General features: G+C 72.8%; 14 protein-coding genes. 6 read left to right on the forward strand and 8 right to left on the reverse strand.

Features of this window, described 5'->3' with window-relative positions; genetic code table 11:
* Nucleotides 1–19: 19 nt before the first annotated feature.
* The 4 genes from ASG83_RS07160 to ASG83_RS07175 form a co-directional block, all read right to left on the reverse strand.
* Entirely contained in the window at nucleotides 20–610 is a 591-nt protein-coding gene (locus ASG83_RS07160; RefSeq protein ID WP_055858648.1) for a hypothetical protein, read from the reverse strand.
* On the reverse strand, nucleotides 607–1,836 hold the full coding sequence (locus tag ASG83_RS07165; RefSeq protein ID WP_055858651.1) for a hypothetical protein: 1,230 nt from the start codon (nucleotides 1,834–1,836) through the stop codon (nucleotides 607–609). The genes ASG83_RS07160 and ASG83_RS07165 overlap by 4 nt, the downstream gene beginning before the upstream one ends.
* A gap of 23 nt (nucleotides 1,837–1,859) precedes the next feature.
* A complete protein-coding gene (locus ASG83_RS07170; RefSeq protein ID WP_055858654.1) occupies nucleotides 1,860–3,539 on the reverse strand; it encodes a phospho-sugar mutase in 1,680 nt (559 codons plus the stop codon).
* Between the two features lie 74 nt (nucleotides 3,540–3,613).
* On the reverse strand, nucleotides 3,614–4,447 hold the full coding sequence (locus ASG83_RS07175) for a purine-nucleoside phosphorylase (RefSeq protein ID WP_055858657.1): 834 nt from the start codon (nucleotides 4,445–4,447) through the stop codon (nucleotides 3,614–3,616).
* A gap of 117 nt (nucleotides 4,448–4,564) precedes the next feature.
* Here ASG83_RS07175 and ASG83_RS07180 point away from each other — a divergent pair, with 117 nt between their 5' ends.
* Together ASG83_RS07180 and ASG83_RS07185 are read left to right on the forward strand one after the other, a co-directional pair.
* Nucleotides 4,565–6,004, forward strand: a complete 1,440-nt coding sequence (locus tag ASG83_RS07180) for an NAD(P)H-quinone dehydrogenase (protein ID WP_055858660.1) — start codon at nucleotides 4,565–4,567, stop codon at nucleotides 6,002–6,004.
* Between the two features lie 376 nt (nucleotides 6,005–6,380).
* On the forward strand, nucleotides 6,381–7,223 hold the full coding sequence (locus ASG83_RS07185) for a hypothetical protein (protein WP_156710977.1): 843 nt from the start codon (nucleotides 6,381–6,383) through the stop codon (nucleotides 7,221–7,223).
* A 130-nt stretch (nucleotides 7,224–7,353) separates the two neighbouring features.
* Here ASG83_RS07185 and ASG83_RS07190 read toward each other — a convergent pair whose 3' ends face one another.
* Both ASG83_RS07190 and ASG83_RS07195 read right to left on the reverse strand, forming a co-directional pair.
* Complete coding sequence (locus tag ASG83_RS07190; protein ID WP_055858665.1) at nucleotides 7,354–9,129, reverse strand: biotin carboxylase N-terminal domain-containing protein; 1,776 nt, start codon at nucleotides 9,127–9,129, stop codon at nucleotides 7,354–7,356.
* A gap of 124 nt (nucleotides 9,130–9,253) precedes the next feature.
* On the reverse strand, nucleotides 9,254–9,898 hold the full coding sequence (locus ASG83_RS07195; protein ID WP_235451346.1) for a nucleoside triphosphate pyrophosphatase: 645 nt from the start codon (nucleotides 9,896–9,898) through the stop codon (nucleotides 9,254–9,256).
* A gap of 105 nt (nucleotides 9,899–10,003) precedes the next feature.
* Here ASG83_RS07195 and ASG83_RS07200 point away from each other — a divergent pair, with 105 nt between their 5' ends.
* The 4 genes from ASG83_RS07200 to ASG83_RS07215 all read left to right on the forward strand — a co-directional run bounded on the left by ASG83_RS07200 (nucleotide 10,004) and on the right by ASG83_RS07215 (nucleotide 14,358).
* Nucleotides 10,004–11,236 (forward strand): class I SAM-dependent RNA methyltransferase, encoded by a 1,233-nt coding sequence (locus ASG83_RS07200; RefSeq protein WP_055858672.1) that lies wholly within the window; start codon nucleotides 10,004–10,006, stop codon nucleotides 11,234–11,236.
* Between the two features lie 140 nt (nucleotides 11,237–11,376).
* Nucleotides 11,377–12,054 carry a response regulator transcription factor gene (locus ASG83_RS07205; RefSeq protein WP_055859464.1) on the forward strand — a complete coding sequence of 226 codons (678 nt, stop codon included), beginning with the start codon at nucleotides 11,377–11,379 and terminating at the stop codon, nucleotides 12,052–12,054.
* On the forward strand, nucleotides 12,041–13,303 hold the full coding sequence (locus ASG83_RS07210) for a sensor histidine kinase (protein WP_235451345.1): 1,263 nt from the start codon (nucleotides 12,041–12,043) through the stop codon (nucleotides 13,301–13,303). Before ASG83_RS07205 ends, ASG83_RS07210 begins: the two co-directional genes overlap by 14 nt.
* On the forward strand, nucleotides 13,300–14,358 hold the full coding sequence (locus ASG83_RS07215; protein WP_055858678.1) for a hypothetical protein: 1,059 nt from the start codon (nucleotides 13,300–13,302) through the stop codon (nucleotides 14,356–14,358). The genes ASG83_RS07210 and ASG83_RS07215 overlap by 4 nt, the downstream gene beginning before the upstream one ends.
* A gap of 441 nt (nucleotides 14,359–14,799) precedes the next feature.
* Here ASG83_RS07215 and ASG83_RS07220 read toward each other — a convergent pair whose 3' ends face one another.
* Together ASG83_RS07220 and ASG83_RS07225 are read right to left on the reverse strand one after the other, a co-directional pair.
* Nucleotides 14,800–15,060, reverse strand: a complete 261-nt coding sequence (locus tag ASG83_RS07220; protein ID WP_055858683.1) for an acyl-CoA carboxylase epsilon subunit — start codon at nucleotides 15,058–15,060, stop codon at nucleotides 14,800–14,802.
* Nucleotides 15,057–16,655 (reverse strand): acyl-CoA carboxylase subunit beta, encoded by a 1,599-nt coding sequence (locus tag ASG83_RS07225; protein ID WP_055858686.1) that lies wholly within the window; start codon nucleotides 16,653–16,655, stop codon nucleotides 15,057–15,059. The genes ASG83_RS07220 and ASG83_RS07225 overlap by 4 nt, the downstream gene beginning before the upstream one ends.
* Nucleotides 16,656–16,773: the final 118 nt, after the last annotated feature.

The following is a 16,773-nucleotide window of genomic DNA, read 5'->3' on the forward strand; positions in this document are numbered from 1 at the left end:
AGGGCCCTCCGCTCGCCGCTCAGTCGTCGTCGAGAGCGTCGAGGTCGGCCTGCTCGCGCTCGCGCCGGATGCGCAGCGCGAGCGCGATGACGAGCCCGACCGCGGCGATCGGCACGATCGCGCCGGTGTAGCCGAAGAGCGCGAGGCCGACGAGGGCGGCGACCGCGACGCCGACGACGGCGATGCGCTCCGGCCGTCGAGCGGGCCCTGCGGTGGGCAGGACGCTGATCGCGGCCAGGCCCGCCGCGACCGCGGTGGTGAGGAACAGAGGCAGCGTCAGCGGCTGAGGAACGACTGCGACCGGCGAGGAGATGACCTCGAGCACGACCACCGCGGGTCGGACGAGCAGGATCGCGATCGCCAGGCGAAGCAGCCATCCGGGCTGCGGAGCCCGGCCGACGAGCGCGAGCGCCGCGAGCAGGAGCGGGACGAACCCGAGCAGCGCGACCGCGCTGCCGGTGAGGAGCACGCGCAGCGTCGCGACCTGGTCGGCCGGATCGAGCGCGCCGAGGGTGATGAGGAGCGTCGGCCCCCAGCCGCCGATCGCGGTCATCGCCAGGGCGACCACCGCGAGGACGAGACCGCGCCCGAGCGTCGACCGCCCGGTCATCGAGCGACCTCCGGACGCCCCGGCCCGACCTGCCCGGCGAGCCGACCGCGGCGCCGCTCGCGGCGACGGAGCGCCAGAAGGGTGGTCACGACCGCGGCGAACGCGAGCAGCAGCCCGCCCGTGCTGACGATGAGGAGCCACCAGGCGGTCGCGCCCGCGATCGCCACGTGGCAGGCGCCCTCCGTCGAGGCGCCGAAGCCGTGGCGGGCGAGGGCGCCGGCGAGCAGGGCGATCGCGACCGACTGCGCGGCCACGGCGGCGAGGAATACCGGCTCGAGCGGGGCGACCAGGAGGGCGAGGGACGCGACGCCGAGCATCCCGCCCCCGATCGCGAGCCACCGGCGCAGGGGGGCGACGGCGCCGCGCAGGAGGGCCGCCTGGACGGCGAGGGGGATCGCGGCGAGCGAGGCGGCGGCGAAGCCCTGGCCGCCACCGGCCCCCTCGGAGCCCGCGCCGCTCGCGCTGCCCACGGCGATGCCGATCGCCCACGCGACGACGACCGTTCCGATCGCGGTGCAGCCGAGCGCGAGGGCGAGCCGGAGGGCGTCGCGGTCGAGCTCGGGACCGCGCTCGCGCGAGCGGAGCGCGTCGCGGGGGTCGACGCCGTCGACGGCGCCCAGGGCGATCGCGCGCTCACGGGCCTCGAGGGCGCGGGCCCGGCGGCGGTGCCCGGCGCGGTCGGCGATGCCGATGAGCACCGCGCCGGCCATGATGAGCTCGGGGGCCGCGCCCGCGGCCATGAACGGGATCGCGAAGCCCGCGCCGGCGATGCCCGACCAGACGTGGGCGGCCATCGCCTCGACGTGGGGCCGGATCAGCACCGCGGTCGACGCCGCGGCCGACGCGGCGGCCGTCACGATGCCGACGGACGCGACCGTCCCGACGATGCCGATCGGCCGATCGGGGCCGGAGTTCAGCAGCCAGATGACGCCGACGGCCGAGAGCCCGGCGGCGACCGCCATCACGATCGCGCTGACCGCCGGGGTGCGCTCGAGGCGATCATCCCCGCGGCGGGCCAGGAGGAGGACGAGGGCGCCGGCCGCCACCAGGATGCCGCCCGTGCGCAGGACGCCCGCGAGCTCGGGGCGGCCCAGGGCCCCGGCCCCGAGGCCCAGGGCCGCGACGACGAGCGCGAGCACGAGCGCCCGCGCGACTCCGCGGCCGAGAAGCGGCTCGTGCGCGAGCGGTCGGGCGGGCGCGAACGGCGCGGGAGTCGGTGAGCTCACCTCGTCAGTCAAGCACGCGCCCGCTAGACGATGAGCGCGCGCATGCCCTCCTCGAGCGCCGCCACCTCGGCCTCGGCGGCCGCGCGCCGCTCGTCGACGTCGCCTGCGGTGCTCGAGGCGTCGATGTACACCTTCACCTTCGGCTCGGTGCCGCTCGGACGCACGATGACGCGCGCGCCGCCCTCCATCCAGAAGCGCAGGATGTCCGAGGGCGGGAAGACGCCGAATCCGCGGATGAAGTCGTCGACCTGCGAGACCCGCACTCCGTTGATCGAGGCGGGCGGGGCATCCCGCAGCGCGCTCATGATCGCGGGGATGCGCGCGAGCTCGGTGACGCGCAGCGAGACCTGCGCGCTCGCGAACGCGCCGAAGCGCTCGTCGAACGCGCGCTGGTGGTCGGCGAGCGTGCGCCCCTCCGCCGCGAGCTCGCCCACGAGGGCGAGGAGGTCGACGGCGGCCGAGATGCCGTCCTTGTCGCGGACCTTCTCGGGGTCGACGAGGTACCCGAGGGCCTCCTCGTAGCCGTACGCGAGCCCGCCCACGCGGGAGACCCACTTGAAGCCCGTGAGGGTGTCGCTGTAGCTCAGGCCGTACGCCTTCGCGACCTCCGACAGGGCGGGGGAGGACACGATCGAGGCGGCGAGCTTCGCCATGCGGCCCTCGCGGGTGATCCGCTCGGCGGCCCGCCAGCCGAGGAGCGCCCCCACCTCGTTGCCGCTCAGGCGGCGCCAGCCCTCCGCGGCGTCCGCATCGGGCACCGCGACGGCGAGCCGGTCGGCGTCGGGGTCGTTGGCGATGATGAGCCGCGCTCCGGCGCGGGTGGCCGTCGCGTACGACAGGTCCATCGCGCCCGGCTCCTCCGGGTTCGGGAAGGCGACCGTGGGGAAGGCGCCGTCGGGCGCGATCTGCTCGGCGACGACGGTCGGCTCGGCGAAGCCGGCCTCGCGGAAGACGCGCTGCGCGACCTCCCACCCGACGCCGTGCATCGCCGTGTAGACGAATGGCACGGGCACGCGCGCAGCGGCGCCCTCGCCGTGCGGGGCGAGCGCGGCGGTCGCGGCGACGTAGGCGTCGATCACGTCCTCGCCTGCGACCTCGAAATCGGTCGAGCGCGGCAGCTGATCGATCGACGTCGTCGACGCGACCTCGATGATGGCCTCGTGGATCTCGGCGTCGACCGGGGCGACGATCTGCGAGCCGTGGTCGCGGCCGCCGAGGTACACCTTGTAGCCGTTGTCGCGCGGCGGGTTGTGGCTCGCCGTCACCATGACGCCGGCGCTCACGCCGAGGTGCCGCACCGCGAACGCGAGCACGGGCGTCGGCAGCAGCCGCGGCAGGAGGATCGCCCGCACGCCCGCGCCCGCCATGATCTCGGCGGTGTCGCGCGCGAAGACGTCGGAGTTCACGCGGCCGTCGTAGCCGATGACGATGCTCGGGTGGCTCTCGCGTCCGACCAGGAAACGGGCGAGCCCCGCGGCGGCCTGCGTCACGAGCACGCGGTTCATGCGGTTCGAGCCCGCGCCGAGCTCGCCGCGCAGCCCGGCGGTGCCGAACGCGAGCCGCGCGTCGAAGCGCTCGTGCAGGGCCGCGACGGCCGTCGCGATGCCGGCCTCGGCATCCGCGATGATCGCGTCGAGCTCTGCCCGCGTGACCGGGTCCGGGTCCTGGTCGCGCCAGGCCTTCGCGGCGTCGAGCGTCGTCATGGGGTCTCCGATCTGCGAACGGGTGCGATGAGAGCGTACGGTTCGGGCGGATGCCCGGCGCGCCGTCGTGCCGCCTAGAGCGCCGCGACGATGCGGGCGAGGAGGCCGCTGATGACCGACTCGGCGTCCTTGCCGGCCTGGATCACCTCGGCGTGGCTGAGCGGCTCGGGGCTGATGCCGGCGGCGAGGTTCGTGATGAGCGACATGCCGAGGATCTCCATGCCCGCCTGGCGGGCGGCGATCGCCTCGAGCGCGGTCGACATGCCGACGATGTGGCCGCCCATCGTCCTCGCCATCTGCACCTCGGCGGGCGTCTCGTAGTGCGGGCCGCGGAACTGCACGTACACGCCTTCGTCGAGCCCCGGCTCGATCTCGCGGGCGAGGCCGCGCAGGCGCGCGCTGTAGAGGTCCGTCAGGTCGATGAAGGTCGCGCCCTCGAGCGGCGAGTCCGCGGTGAGGTTGAGGTGGTCGCTGATGAGGACCGGTGTGCCCGGGCTCCAGTGCTCCTTGATGCCGCCGGCGCCGTTGGTCAGGATCATGGTCTGCGCGCCGGCCGCGGCGGCCGTGCGCACCGAGTGCACGACCCGGCGCACGCCGTGGCCCTCGTAGTAGTGGGTGCGCGCGCCGATCACGAGGGCGCGCTTCCCGCTCGGGGTGAGGATGCTGCGCAGCGTGCCGACGTGCCCGGTCAGCGCCGGCTTCGAGAAGCCGACGATGTCGGTCGCGGGGATCTCGGCCGTCGTCTCGCCGATGAGGTCGGCGGCCTTCGCCCAGCCCGAGCCGAGCGTGAGGGCGATGTCGTGGCTCGCGACGCCCGTCCTCTCGGCGATCTGCGCGGCGGCCTCGGCGGCGATCGCGAAGGGGTCGGCGTTCGGGTCGTCGAGCGGGTGCGGTGCGTCATCGGACATGACGAACATCGTAGTGAGGGGGCCTGGTGCGCGACCGCGCAGAGAGGTGCGCATCCGCGCCCGGGCGGGACGGGCATCCGTTGGGGGGTTCGCGGGCGGAGTGGAAGACTGGAGGGCGTGTCGACAACATTCGAACGGACCCAGCGCATCGTCATCATCGGCGGCGGACCCGGCGGCTACGAGGCGGCCCTCGCCGGGCGCCAGCTCGGCGCGGAGGTGACCCTCATCGAGCGGTCCGGCGTCGGCGGGTCGGCGGTGCTCACGGATGTCGTGCCCTCGAAGACCCTCATCGCGACCGCCGAGGCGGCCGAGGCCATCATGGAGGCCGGCGAGGTCGGGGTGCAGTTCTTCGCCCGCGGCGAACGCGGTCGCGCCGTCAAGCCCGAGATCGCCGTCAACCTCACCGCCGTCAACCACCGGCTCCTGCGGCTCGCCGCCCAGCAGTCGCAGGACATGCACGAGCAGCTCGAGCGCGCCGGCGTCCGCATCCTCACCGGCGACGGCCGCCTCGACGGGCCGGGCCGGGTCGTCGTCTCGACCGGCAGCGGGCGCAAGCGCGTCGACTTCGACGAGTGCGAGGCCGACACGATCATCGTCGCCGTGGGCGCCTCGCCGCGCGAGCTGCCCACCGCGAAGCCCGACGGCGAGCGCATCCTCACCTGGAAGCAGCTCTACGGGCTCGAGGACGTCCCCGAGCACCTCATCGTCGTCGGCTCGGGCGTCACCGGGGCCGAGTTCGCCTCCGCGTATCGCTCGCTGGGCGCGCGCGTCACGCTCGTCTCCTCCCGCGACCAGGTGCTCCCGGGCGAGGATGCCGATGCCGCGGCCCTCATCGAGAAGGTGTTCCTCCGCTCGGGCATGGAGCTGCTCTCCAAGGCGCGCGCGCAGTCGGTCGAGAACACGGGCGCGGGCGTGCGCGTCACCCTCGCCGACGGCCGTGTCGTCGAGGGCTCGCACTGCCTCATGGCGGTCGGCGCCGTGCCGAACACCGCCGGGCTCGGACTCGAGGAGGCGGGGGTGCAGCTGGCCGAGAGCGGGCACATCCGCGTGAACCGGGTCGCCCGCACGTCGATCCCGTCGATCTACGCCGTCGGCGACTGCAGCGACTTCCTGCCGCTCGCGTCGGTCGCGTCGATGCAGGGCCGCACCGCGGTGTACCACGCGATGGGCGACGCGGTCGACCCGGTCGAGCGCCGGAACGTGACATCCAACATCTTCACGCACCCCGAGATCGCGACCGTCGGGTTCTCGCAGAAGGACGTCGAGGACGGGGTCGCCCGCGGCACCGTCTTCAAGCTGCCGCTCGCCGCGAACCCGCGCGCGAAGATGCAGGGCATCAAGGAGGGGTTCATCAAGCTATTCGCCTCGCGCACCTCGGGCACCGTCATCGGCGGGGTCGTCGTGGCGCCGCGGGCCTCCGAGCTCATCCTGCCGATCGCGCTCGCGGTCGAGCACCGCCTGACGGTCGACCAGCTCGCCTCGGCGATGAGCGTGTACCCCTCGCTCTCGGGCGGCATCACGGATGCCGCGCGCGCGATGCACGTCATCCGCGAGTAGCGCGGCCCGCGTGCTTGCCCCGGCGGGCCGCGCGCGCCCGTCGCCCCGCAGCGGGTCAAAGTGAGTCGAGAAGTGGCGTCTGAGTCGAAACCTTCCGACTCAGACGCCACTTCTCGACTCAGCAGGTGCCGCAGACACGGGCCGGCCCGTGGTTGCTGGGTGGCTCCTCCCCACGGCGCTCTCTTGCACCCTCACTCACCGGCTCGGGCGCACGGCGTTCCACGGGGGCAGGCGCCTGCATGCTGTCGCAATGCGCACATCGTCGGACGCTCCGCCTCTGCCCCTCGTCTACGCCCGAGATACGCAGGATGCGGGCGAGAGAACGAGGCTCTACCGCGCCCTGCGCTCGACAGCTATGGTGTCGGTGCATCCCGGGGTGCACGTCGCCGCCGACGATCTGGGGCGACTCGGCACAGACGACCGCTATCGACTGCGAGTTCTCGCGACCGCTCGTCGGCTGAGCAGGTACGACACCATCTCCCACTGGTCAGCCGCCGCCTTGTGGGGTCTTCCGGCTGTCGACGGCTGGCCCGACGAGATCCACTCGACCGTCCCGGCAGGCAGTGGGCTCTGTCCGAACCGCACGCTTCGACGGCACCGCACCCGCACTCCCGAAGCCGAGACCCTGCACGTCGCTGGCCTGCCGGTTACGTCACTGGCGCGCACCGTCATCGATGTTGCTGGCACAGCGAGCTTCTCGGCGGCCGTCGCGGTTGCGGATGCTGCGCTCTTCTCCGTCGGCCGCGGCGACCATGACGGGCTCAGCCTGCTCTCCTTCCGCTCCGCCCTCTCCGGCGCTCTCGACGAGCTCGGCCGCGCACCCGGAAGCGCACGCGCCCGCAGGGTGATCGACTTCGCGGATGAGCGGGCGAATCGTCCGGGTGAATCGCTCAGTCGAGTGACGATGCACCTGATCGGCGCGCCACCGCCCGAGTTGCAGTTCCGAGTCATCGGAGCGTCAGGGCGGATCTGGCACACCGACTTCGGCTGGCCCGAGTTCGGTGCTGCGGCCGAGTTCGACGGGCGTGCCAAGTACTCCGATCCGCAGTTCCTGCGAAGCCGTACACCGGCGGACGTGGTGTACGACGAGAAGGTGCGGGAGGACGACATCCGTCCATCCGTGCGGACCTTCGGCCGCTGGGACTGGTCGACCGCGCGCTCGCCGAAGCGGATGGCGAGCGCGCTCCAGCGCCTCGGCGTTCCAGTGGGTCGCGATTGAGCCGAGAAGTGGCGATCGGGTCGGAATGTTTCGACTCACTCGCCACTCTTCGGCACACGCGCAGCGCGGAGGCGCAGACGCGCGGGCGGCAGGGGCGCGGGGCCGGGCGCCTCGGACAGATGCGGCGGGGCTAGTCCGCGATGGTGAGCAGCACGTGGCCCGCGGCGACCGTCTCGCCGACGGCGGCGTTGACGCCGGAGACCGTGCCGTCCTTGTGCGCGGTCATGGGCTGCTCCATCTTCATCGCCTCGAGCACGGCGACGAGGTCGCCGGCGACGACCGTGTCGCCCTCGGCGACGGCGAGCTTCACGACCGTGGCCTGCATGGGGCTCTTGACGGCGTCGCCTGAGGCGCCGACGGCGACCGCCGAGCCTCCCCGACGGCGCGGGGCGACGGCGAGCGCGGCGGCGGGGCGGGATGCTCCGCTCGGCATGAGCGACTCCGGGAGCGACACCTCCAGGCGCTTGCCCCCGACCTCCACGACGACGGTGTGCCGGGCGACGGGCGCCGACACCTCGTCGGTGAGGGTGCCGCTCCAGGGCTCGAGCCGGTTGTCGAACTCGGTCTCGATCCAGCGCGTGAAGACGGTGAAGGGGGCGCCGTCGGCGGGCGCGAACGCGGGGTCGTCGACGATGGCGCGGTGGAACGGGAGCACGGTGGGCAGACCGGCCACCTCGAACTCGGCGAGGGCGCGTCGCGAGCGCTCGAGGGCATCCTCGCGCGTCCTGCCCGTGACGATGAGCTTCGCCAGGAGCGAGTCGAAGGCGCCCGAGATGACGTCGCCGGTCGTGACGCCCGAGTCGACGCGCACGCCGGGGCCGCCGGGGAAGCGCAGGGCGTGCACGGGGCCGGGCATGGGCATGAAGTTGAGCCCCGGGTCCTCCCCGTTGATGCGGAACTCGATCGAGTGGCCGTGGGCGACGGGGTCGTCGTAGCCGATCTCCTGGCCCTCGGCGATGCGGAACTGCTCGCGCACGAGGTCGATGCCGGTGACCTCCTCCGAGACGGGGTGCTCGACCTGGAGGCGCGTGTTGACCTCGAGGAACGAGACCGTGCCGTCGGCGCCGATGAGGAACTCGCACGTGCCAGCGCCGACGTATCCCACCTCGCGGAGGATCGCCTTCGACGACGTGTAGAGGAGCTCGGTCTGCTCGTCCGTCAGGAACGGCGCCGGCGCCTCCTCGACGAGCTTCTGGTGGCGGCGCTGCAGCGAGCAGTCGCGGGTCGAGATGACGACGACGTTGCCGTGCGCGTCGGCGAGGCACTGCGTCTCGACGTGGCGCGGCTTGTCGAGGTACTTCTCGACGAAGCACTCGCCGCGGCCGAACGCGGCGATGGCCTCGCGCGTGGCCGAGTCGAAGAGCTCGGGCACCTCCTCGCGCGTGCGGGCGACCTTGAGCCCGCGCCCGCCGCCGCCGAACGCGGCCTTGATCGCGACGGGCAGGCCGTGGACGTCGACGAAGTCGAGAACCTCCTCGGCGCCCGACACGGGATTGAGGGTTCCGGGGGCGAGCGGGGCGCCGACCTTCTCGGCGATGTGGCGCGCCTTGACCTTGTCGCCGAGGGCGTCGATCGCCTCGGGGGAGGGGCCGATCCAGATGAGGCCGGCGTCGATGACGGCGCGGGCGAACTCCGAGTTCTCGGCGAGGAACCCGTAGCCGGGGTGCACCGCGTCGGCGCCCGAGCGGCGCGCGACGGAGAGCAGCTTGTCGATCACGAGGTAGGTCTCGGCGCTCGTGGTGCCGCCGAGGGCGTAGGCCTCGTCGGCGAGCTTGACGTGCCGCGCATCGCGGTCCTGGTCGGCGTAGACGGCGACGGTGCCGAGACCGGAGTCGCGCGCCGCGCGGATGACGCGGACGGCGATCTCGCCGCGGTTCGCGATGAGTACCTTCGAGATGCGGGCCATGGTTCTCTACCCTAGGGGCCGGTCGGCACCCCCCGTTTGGCTCGCCCTCACAAAAGCGACGGCGATCCCTTGCAGGGGGCCACAGGCGACGGATGCTCGGCGCGCGCTCGCGGGCGGCCCGCGTCTAGCGGTTCCAGAGCTCCGTCCACCGCCCGCCGAGCTCGTGCACGAGCTTGCGGACGAGCGGCACGGAGAGCCCGACGACCGTGTGCGGGTCGCCTTCGATGCGGTCGATGAAGCCGGCGCCCTTGGAGTCGATCGTGAAGGCGCCGGCGACCTTGAGAGGCTCGCCGGTGGCGATGTAGGCGTCGATCTCCGACTCCTCGATGTCGTCGGCGAAGTGCACCGTCGCGCTCGAGGCGCGGCCGACGGCGCCGCGCAGGCGCCCGCCGCGGTGGTCGATGAGCCAGTGGCCCGAGTGCAGCACGCCGCTGCGGCCGCGCTGGGCGAGCCAGCGCTCGCGGGCGATCTCGGGCTCGTGCGGCTTGCCGAACACGGTGCCGTCGAGCTCGAACGCCGAGTCGCCGCCGAGGATGAACCCGTCGAGGTCGGAGGGCGCGAATCCGGCGCCTCCGCACACGGCGGGGTCGAGCACGGCCTCGGCCTTGAGGCGGGCGAGCAGCTGGACCATCTCGGCGGCAGTCAGCGGGCCGGCCGCGGCGACCGCGGCATCCTCGTCGACGAGCGGAGCGATCGCGACGGGCTCGATGCCGACGGCGCGGAGGGTGGCGAGCCGGGCGGGGGAGGTGGAGGCGAGGATGAGGCGCACGAGCACGATCGTAGGCGGCGCTCCGGTCGGGTGCCCGGGCACCCGCCGCATCGGCGGGGCCGCTGCCGGGCGGGCCCGCGCCGACCGGCCCGTAGTCTGGGGCGCATGGGTGAGAACATCGGCCGCGAGGTCGAGCTGACGGTGGAGCGCATCGCGCACGGCGGGATCTCGGTGGGCCGCCTCGACGGCCGCGTGGTCTTCGTGGCCGACGCGATCCCGGGCGAGACGGTGCGCGCGCGCATCTCCGACGACCGCAAGAAGAGCTTCTGGCGCGCCGACGCGATCGAGGTGCTGCAGCCGAGCGAGCACCGTCGCGAGCACGTCTGGCCGGTCGCGAGCATCGACCGGGACCCGCGCCAGCGCGCGGGCGGCGCCGAGTTCGGCCACATCGCCCTCAGCCACCAGCGCGAGCTGAAGCGCCAGGTGCTCGCCGAGTCGCTGCAGCGCATGGCCGGCATCGAGAGCGACGTGAAGGTCGAGCAGCTGCCCGGCGATCACGCCGCGAACGGCCTCGGCTGGCGCACCCGCATCCGTCTGCACGTCGACGGCGAGGGTCGCATCGGGCCGATGGCGAGCCGCTCGCACACGGTGATCCCGGTGACGGATGCTCCGCTCGCCTCGCCCGCGGTGCAGGCCGCGACGCCGTTCAGCGAGCGCTTCACGGGCCTCGGCACGGTCGACGTGCTCGCCCCCACGGTCGGCGACCCGCGCCTGGTGCTCGGCGAGCAGAAGCCCACCGTCATCACCGAGCGCGTGGGGGAGCGCAGCTTCCGGCTCGACGACACGGGCTTCTGGCAGGTGCACCGCGAGGCCCCCGCCGCGCTCACCGCCGCCGTGCAGGGCGCGATCGACGACGCGATCTTCGACGCGCGCGCGGCGAACCTCGACCTGTACGGCGGGGTCGGCCTGCTCGCCGCGGCCGTCGGCGACCGCTTCGGCGCGGCGACGCGCATCACGAGCGTGGAGTCCGACGAGCGCGCGACCGAGCACGCCGCGGAGAACCTCGCCGAGTGGGTGGGCGCCGCCGCGATCACGGCGCGCGTCGACCGCTTCCTGCGCGAGCTCGAGCAGTCGGCGAGCGCGGCCGAGCGCGCCCGTCTGCGGGCCGCGACGGTCGTCCTCGACCCGCCCCGCTCGGGCGCCGGCACCGAGGTCATGGCCGTCCTGGGGCGCCTCGCTCCGGCTCAGGTGATCTACGTCGCCTGCGATCCCGTGGCGCTCGCGCGGGATGTCGCGCTCGCCGCTCCGCACGGCTACCGGCTGGCGGGGGTGCGGGCCTTCGATCTCTTCCCGCACACTCACCACGTGGAGGCCGTCGCGTCGCTCGTTCGCGACTGATTCTCGCCTCATCCGCGGGCTCCGGGGGCGTTCGACCGGCGCGGCGCGACGCGCTCCGAGGGCTGCGGGCCGACTAACATGGGGCGAGCACCGCAGCCCGACGGTGCGCTCCGAGCCGCTCAGGGAAGTAGAACGTCGTCGTGGTCGCACCCCAGGGGAAGAAGGTTCGGATCGCCGTGGTCGATGACCACGAGTCGGTCCGCCTGGGCCTCCAGGCCGCGTTCACGAACGCGGGCTTCGAGTTCGTCCTCGCCGCGGCGACCGTGCCCGAGTTCGTGGAGGGCCTCGGCTCCGGCGAGGTCGACGTGGTCGTGCTCGACCTCTCGCTCGGCGATGGCTCGAGCGTGACCGAGAACGTCAAGGCCGTGCAGGCCACGGGCTCGGCGGTCCTCGTCCACTCGATCGCCGACCGCGTCGCGAGCGTGCGAGAGGCGCTCGCCGCGGGCGCCGCCGGCGTGATCCCGAAGTCCTCCGCGACGAAGACCGTCATCGCCGCCGCGGAGACGGTCGCGCGCGGCGAGGTGCTCAACAACCTCGAGTGGGCGAGCGCGATCGACGCCGACCGCGACTTCGCGAAGGCGCAGCTCGGACGCCGCGAGCGCGAGATCCTCCACCTCTACGCCTCGGGCCTGCCGCTCAAGCTCGCCGCCCAGCAGCTCGGCATCGGGTACTCCACGGCTCGCGAGTACCTCGATCGGATCCGCGCGAAGTACGTCGAGGTCGGGCGGCCCGCGCCGACGAAGGTCGACCTGCTGCGCCGCGCCGTGGAGGACGGCATCCTCCCGGGGCTCGACAACGATGGCGATGACTCGGCCTGAGCCGGCTCCGAGCGCGGCGAAGCAGCCGCGCCAGCCGATCAGCCGAAAGCGGGTCGATACCGTCCTGTCGAGATCGGTCGCGTGGTTCGGCGCCGTCTTCGGCATCCAGGCGCTGCTGCTGGTCATCCCGCAGTACGGGCTCGCCCAGCCGCTGTGGGCCGCGATCGCGACCGGGGCCATGTACGGCTCGCTCCTGCTCTCGCTGCTGTGCTCGGGGCTCAAGCGATTCGTCGTGGGCGCGCACCGGGTCGTCGCCGTCGTGTACGTTCTCGCCCTGCTGACCTGGCCGTTCTTCCTCGCGGATCCCGCGAACCCGCAGGAGGGAGATCACTGGCTCTACCTGCTGACCACCGTCGCGACCGCGAGCGCCGCGATCGGCCTGAGCGTGCGCGGCGCGCTCATCTACCTCTTCGTGGTCCCCTTCATCTACGGCATCATCCGCGCCATGCCCACGGGCGGCGACGGGCCGTGGGAGCTCGGGCTGTTCAACGCCGTGTACGCCGTCATCCTGGGCGGCGCCGTGCTGGTCATCATCACGATGACCCGCGCGGCATCGAGCTCGGTCGACGACGCGCAGGGCACGGCTCTCGACCGCTACTCGTACGCCGTCCGCCAGCACGCGACGGAGGTCGAGCGCGTCCACGTCGACGCGATCGTGCACGACAGCGTCCTGACCACCTTCCTCTCCGCGGCGCGCGCCGAGTCGCCGGAGGAGAAGCTGCTCGCCGCGACGATGGCGGGCAACGCGATGCGCCACCTCGAGGAGGCCGCGCTCGCGACTCCCGACGACGGCAGCACGGTCCGCTTCCGGCAGGTCGCGGACCGGATCGTGCGGGCGGCGCGCGAGATGTCCGTGCCGTTCTCCATCCGCGTCCGCTCGCTCGACACGCGCATCGTGCCGGCGGCGCAGGCCGAGGCGCTCTACTCGGCCGCCGTCCAGGCCATGGTGAACTCGATCCAGCACGCCGGCGGCTCCGAGGTGCGGCGCTGGTTGCGCGTCTCCGGCGTGCAGGGCGGCGCGATCGAGATCGAGGTCGGCGACGCCGGAGCGGGGTTCGACCCCGCGAGGGTCCCCGGCGAGCGGCTGGGCGTCCGGCGCTCGATCATCGAGCGCGTGGCCAATGCCGGCGGGAGCGCCGAGGTGCGCTCCGAGCCCGGTCACGGCACGGTCATCGTCGTCCGCTGGCCCGTCCTCGCCCCGCCCTCCGCCGGATCCGAGCCGCTCGAGGCGATCGAGGAGGCTCGATGAGGATCGGCGTGCCCCGGGCGCTCATCGTCACGATGGCGGCGCTCTTCTCCGGCTATCACATCGTGCTCGGCCTGTACACGATCGATACCCCCTCGAACCCGCTCCCCGTCCTCGCGGCGATGGTGCTCTACGCGCTCGCCTCGACCATCAGCCTCCTCCCCGGGCAGCCCGAGCGCATGCCCGTCTGGATGGCCGCGCTCAATGTCGCCGTGTGCGTGAGCCTGACCCTGCTCATCACCCCCCAGCTCGACCCCGGACGCGACGGCGGTCTCGGCTACGCGACCTGGTACGTGGCCGCGATCGGCACCCTCATGACGATCACGTCCACCCGCAAGCGGCACATGTTCGCGTGGGTCGGCATCGCCCTCCTCGTCGTCCAGACCATCTGGTGGGGCGGCCCCGGGCTCCTGCTGGGCACCGGCGTGATCGGCTCGGCCGCGTGGGTCGCGATCTCGCACATCCTCAGCCGAGCGCTCGCCAAGGCGTCCCTCGACGCCAACCGCTTCGCGCAGGCCGAGCGCGAGGCGACCGACTGGCAGGCGGCCCAGGAGGCGCACCTGTACGAGCGGCAGTTCCGTCTCGGGCAGACGAGCACGATGGCCGCTCCGATGCTGCGCGTCATCGAGCGCTCGAGGGGCGAGCTCACCGATGAGCAGCGGCGCGAGTGCATCTACCTCGAGGCGGCGATCCGCGACGAGATCCGCGGGCGCGAGCTGCTCAACGACGCCGTGCGCGCCCAGGTGATGTCGGCTCGACGGCGGGGCGCGACCGTGACGCTGTTCGACGAGGGCGGGCTCGACGGCATGGACCCGGACGAGCGCGACCGCATCCTCGACCAGCTGGCCACGGCGATCCGCGGCACGGAGGCGCGCCGGATCATCGCGCGGACTGCGCCCGCCGACTCCGACATCGCGGTCACGGTGGTGGGGCTCACGCCCGTGGGCGACGGTTCGGCCCGCGATCTGGGCTCGGCCGAGGAGGAGGACGACGAGGACGACGAGGTCGATCTGTGGCTGGAGATCCCGAGACCCTCGGCGCTCGCCTCCGGCTCCTAGAGAGGCCGCGTTAACGATCGAAGGGCCGGAGTACCCATCTCCGGCCCTTCGCAACGTATCGAGTTAGATCCACAACCCGAATATGGATCTAACTCGCCCCCCAATCACCCGGCCGTTTACCCTATTCGGCCGGTGAAGGGTGGTGCGCTCCGATGGAGCTGCACCGCTTACATGACATAGTGCCAATCCCGAGGGAGCGCGCACAGTCGTCATTTTGGGGGACCGGCGGGGTACATTTTTCGTACCCCGATCGAAGCCTCGCCCGATTTTCCGGGGATGTGGGACGGAGATGTGCGCGATACCGGGGTACATCCCCCGTCCGGGGGTAGCGATCGAGGGTCCCGATACCCTTCCGGTTGCGGAATCCGCACCGTCGACGACGGATTCCGCACTTCGGACGCCTCGGCCGCGCGCTTCCGCGCCGGATCCCGCCCGTTCGGCTCAGCAGCCGCGCTGGCCTCGCGACGCGCTCCACGCGCCGGGGCCCGCGTGCACGTCCGCGCGCGGAGCCTGCGCGGCTCGCCGCCACAGATCCGCGGAGGCCGCCCGTCGCGGCGCTCCGAGCGAGGCCTGCTCGGCGAGGACGGCGGCGATCACGGCCTGGACGGCGGCGAGCTCCTCCTCCGTGGGGCGGCCCGACGCGATGCGCACGACGGGCGTCGGCGGAGCATCCGCGCCCGAAGGATCGACCTCGGCCGTCACAGCGGGATGTTCCCGTGCTTCTTGGGCGGCAGGCTCGCGCGCTTGCCCTTGAGGGCCCGCAGCGCCTTGATGACCGCCACGCGCGTGGCCGCCGGCTCGATGATGCCGTCGATCTCGCCGCGCTCGGCCGCGAGGAAGGGGCTCGCGACGTTGTAGGTGTACTCGTTCGCCAGGCGCGTGCGGACCGCCGCGACGTCCTCGCCCGCCGCCTCGGCCGCCTTGATCTCGTTGCGGTAGAGGATGTTCACCGCGCCCTGCCCGCCCATGACGGCGATCTCAGCCGTGGGCCAGGCGAGGTTGATGTCCGCGCCGAGCTGCTTGGACCCCATGACGATGTAGGCCCCGCCGTAGGCCTTGCGCGTGATGACCGTCACGAGGGGGACGGTCGCCTCGGCGTAGGCGTACAGGAGCTTCGCGCCGCGCCGGATGACGCCCGTCCACTCCTGGTCGGTGCCGGGCAGGTACCCGGGCACGTCGACGAGGGTCAGGATCGGGATGGAGAAGGCGTCGCAGAAGCGCACGAAGCGCGCGGCCTTCTCGCCGGCGTCGATGTTGAGCGTGCCCGCCATCGCCTTCGGCTGATTGGCGATGACGCCGACGCTGCGGCCGTCGACGCGCGCGAATCCGATGACGATGTTCGGCGCGAAGAGCGGCTGCACCTCCAGGAACGACCCGGCGTCGACGACGTGGTCGATGATGTCGAGCACGTCGTACGGCTGGTTCGGGCTGTCGGGGATCATCCCGTTGAGTCGACGGTCGTCGTCGGTGATCTCGAGCTCGGCCTCGGATGCGTACTCGGGCAGCTCGGCGAGGTTGTTGTCGGGCAGGTAGCTGAGCAGGGCGCGCGCGTAGTCGAAGGCGTCGGGCTCGTCCTGCGCGAGGTAGTGCGAGACCCCCGAGGTGCGGTTGTGGGTGAGCGCGCCGCCGAGCTCCTCCATGCCGACGTCCTCGCCCGTGACGGTCTTGATGACGTCGGGTCCGGTGACGAACATCTGGCTGGTCTTGTCGACCATGATCACGAAGTCGGTGAGGGCGGGGGAGTACACCGCACCGCCTGCGGCGGGGCCGCAGATGATCGAGATCTGCGGGATCACGCCCGAGGCGGCGGTGTTCCGGCGGAAGATCTCGCCGTACTTGCCGAGCGCGACGACGCCCTCCTGGATGCGCGCGCCACCGGAGTCGAGGATCCCGATGATGGGGACGCCCGTCTTGATGGCGAGCTCCATGACCTTGATGATCTTCTCGCCGGCGACCTCGCCGAGCGAGCCGCCGAAGATCGTGAAGTCCTGGCTGTAGACGGCCACCTGGCGGCCGTGGATCGTGCCGGTGCCGGTGACGACGGCGTCGCCGTAGGGGCGCTTGGCCTCCATGCCGAACGCGTGGGTGCGGTGGCGCACGAACTCGTCGAGCTCGACGAAGCTGCCGTGATCGAGCAGGGCGTCGATGCGCTCGCGGGCGGTCATCTTGCCCTTGGCGTGCTGCTTCTCGATCGCCGCCTCGCCCGCGGCCGTCACGGCCTCGTGGTAGCGGACGCGCAGGTCGGCGATCTTGCCGGCGGTCGTCGACAGGTCGGGAGCGGGGGTCTCGTCGGTCACCGGCTCAGCCTATCGACCAGCCACCGGCCGGTGCCGTTGGGGGAATGGCACAAAAAGGGGATGCGGCGGTGTGCGCGTCGGAACGGCCGTCGGTCATCCGTCGGTCGCCCCGCGTTCA

The organism is Yonghaparkia sp. Soil809, from assembly GCF_001429705.1.
Lineage (GTDB): Bacteria > Actinomycetota > Actinomycetes > Actinomycetales > Microbacteriaceae > Microcella.

Excerpts from the sequence above, each read along its gene's own strand:
- ASG83_RS07160 (WP_055858648.1), bottom strand. The coding sequence starts at position 610 with ATGACCGGGCGGTCGACGCTCGGGCGCGGTCTCGTCCTCGCGGTGGTC.
- ASG83_RS07170 (WP_055858654.1), bottom strand. The coding sequence starts at position 3,539 with ATGACGACGCTCGACGCCGCGAAGGCCTGGCGCGACCAGGACCCGGAC.
- ASG83_RS07175 (WP_055858657.1), bottom strand. The coding sequence starts at position 4,447 with ATGTCCGATGACGCACCGCACCCGCTCGACGACCCGAACGCCGACCCC.
- ASG83_RS07190 (WP_055858665.1), bottom strand. The coding sequence starts at position 9,129 with ATGGCCCGCATCTCGAAGGTACTCATCGCGAACCGCGGCGAGATCGCC.
- ASG83_RS07200 (WP_055858672.1), top strand. The coding sequence starts at position 10,004 with ATGGGTGAGAACATCGGCCGCGAGGTCGAGCTGACGGTGGAGCGCATC.
- ASG83_RS07210 (WP_235451345.1), top strand. The coding sequence starts at position 12,041 with ATGACTCGGCCTGAGCCGGCTCCGAGCGCGGCGAAGCAGCCGCGCCAG.
- ASG83_RS07215 (WP_055858678.1), top strand. The coding sequence starts at position 13,300 with ATGAGGATCGGCGTGCCCCGGGCGCTCATCGTCACGATGGCGGCGCTC.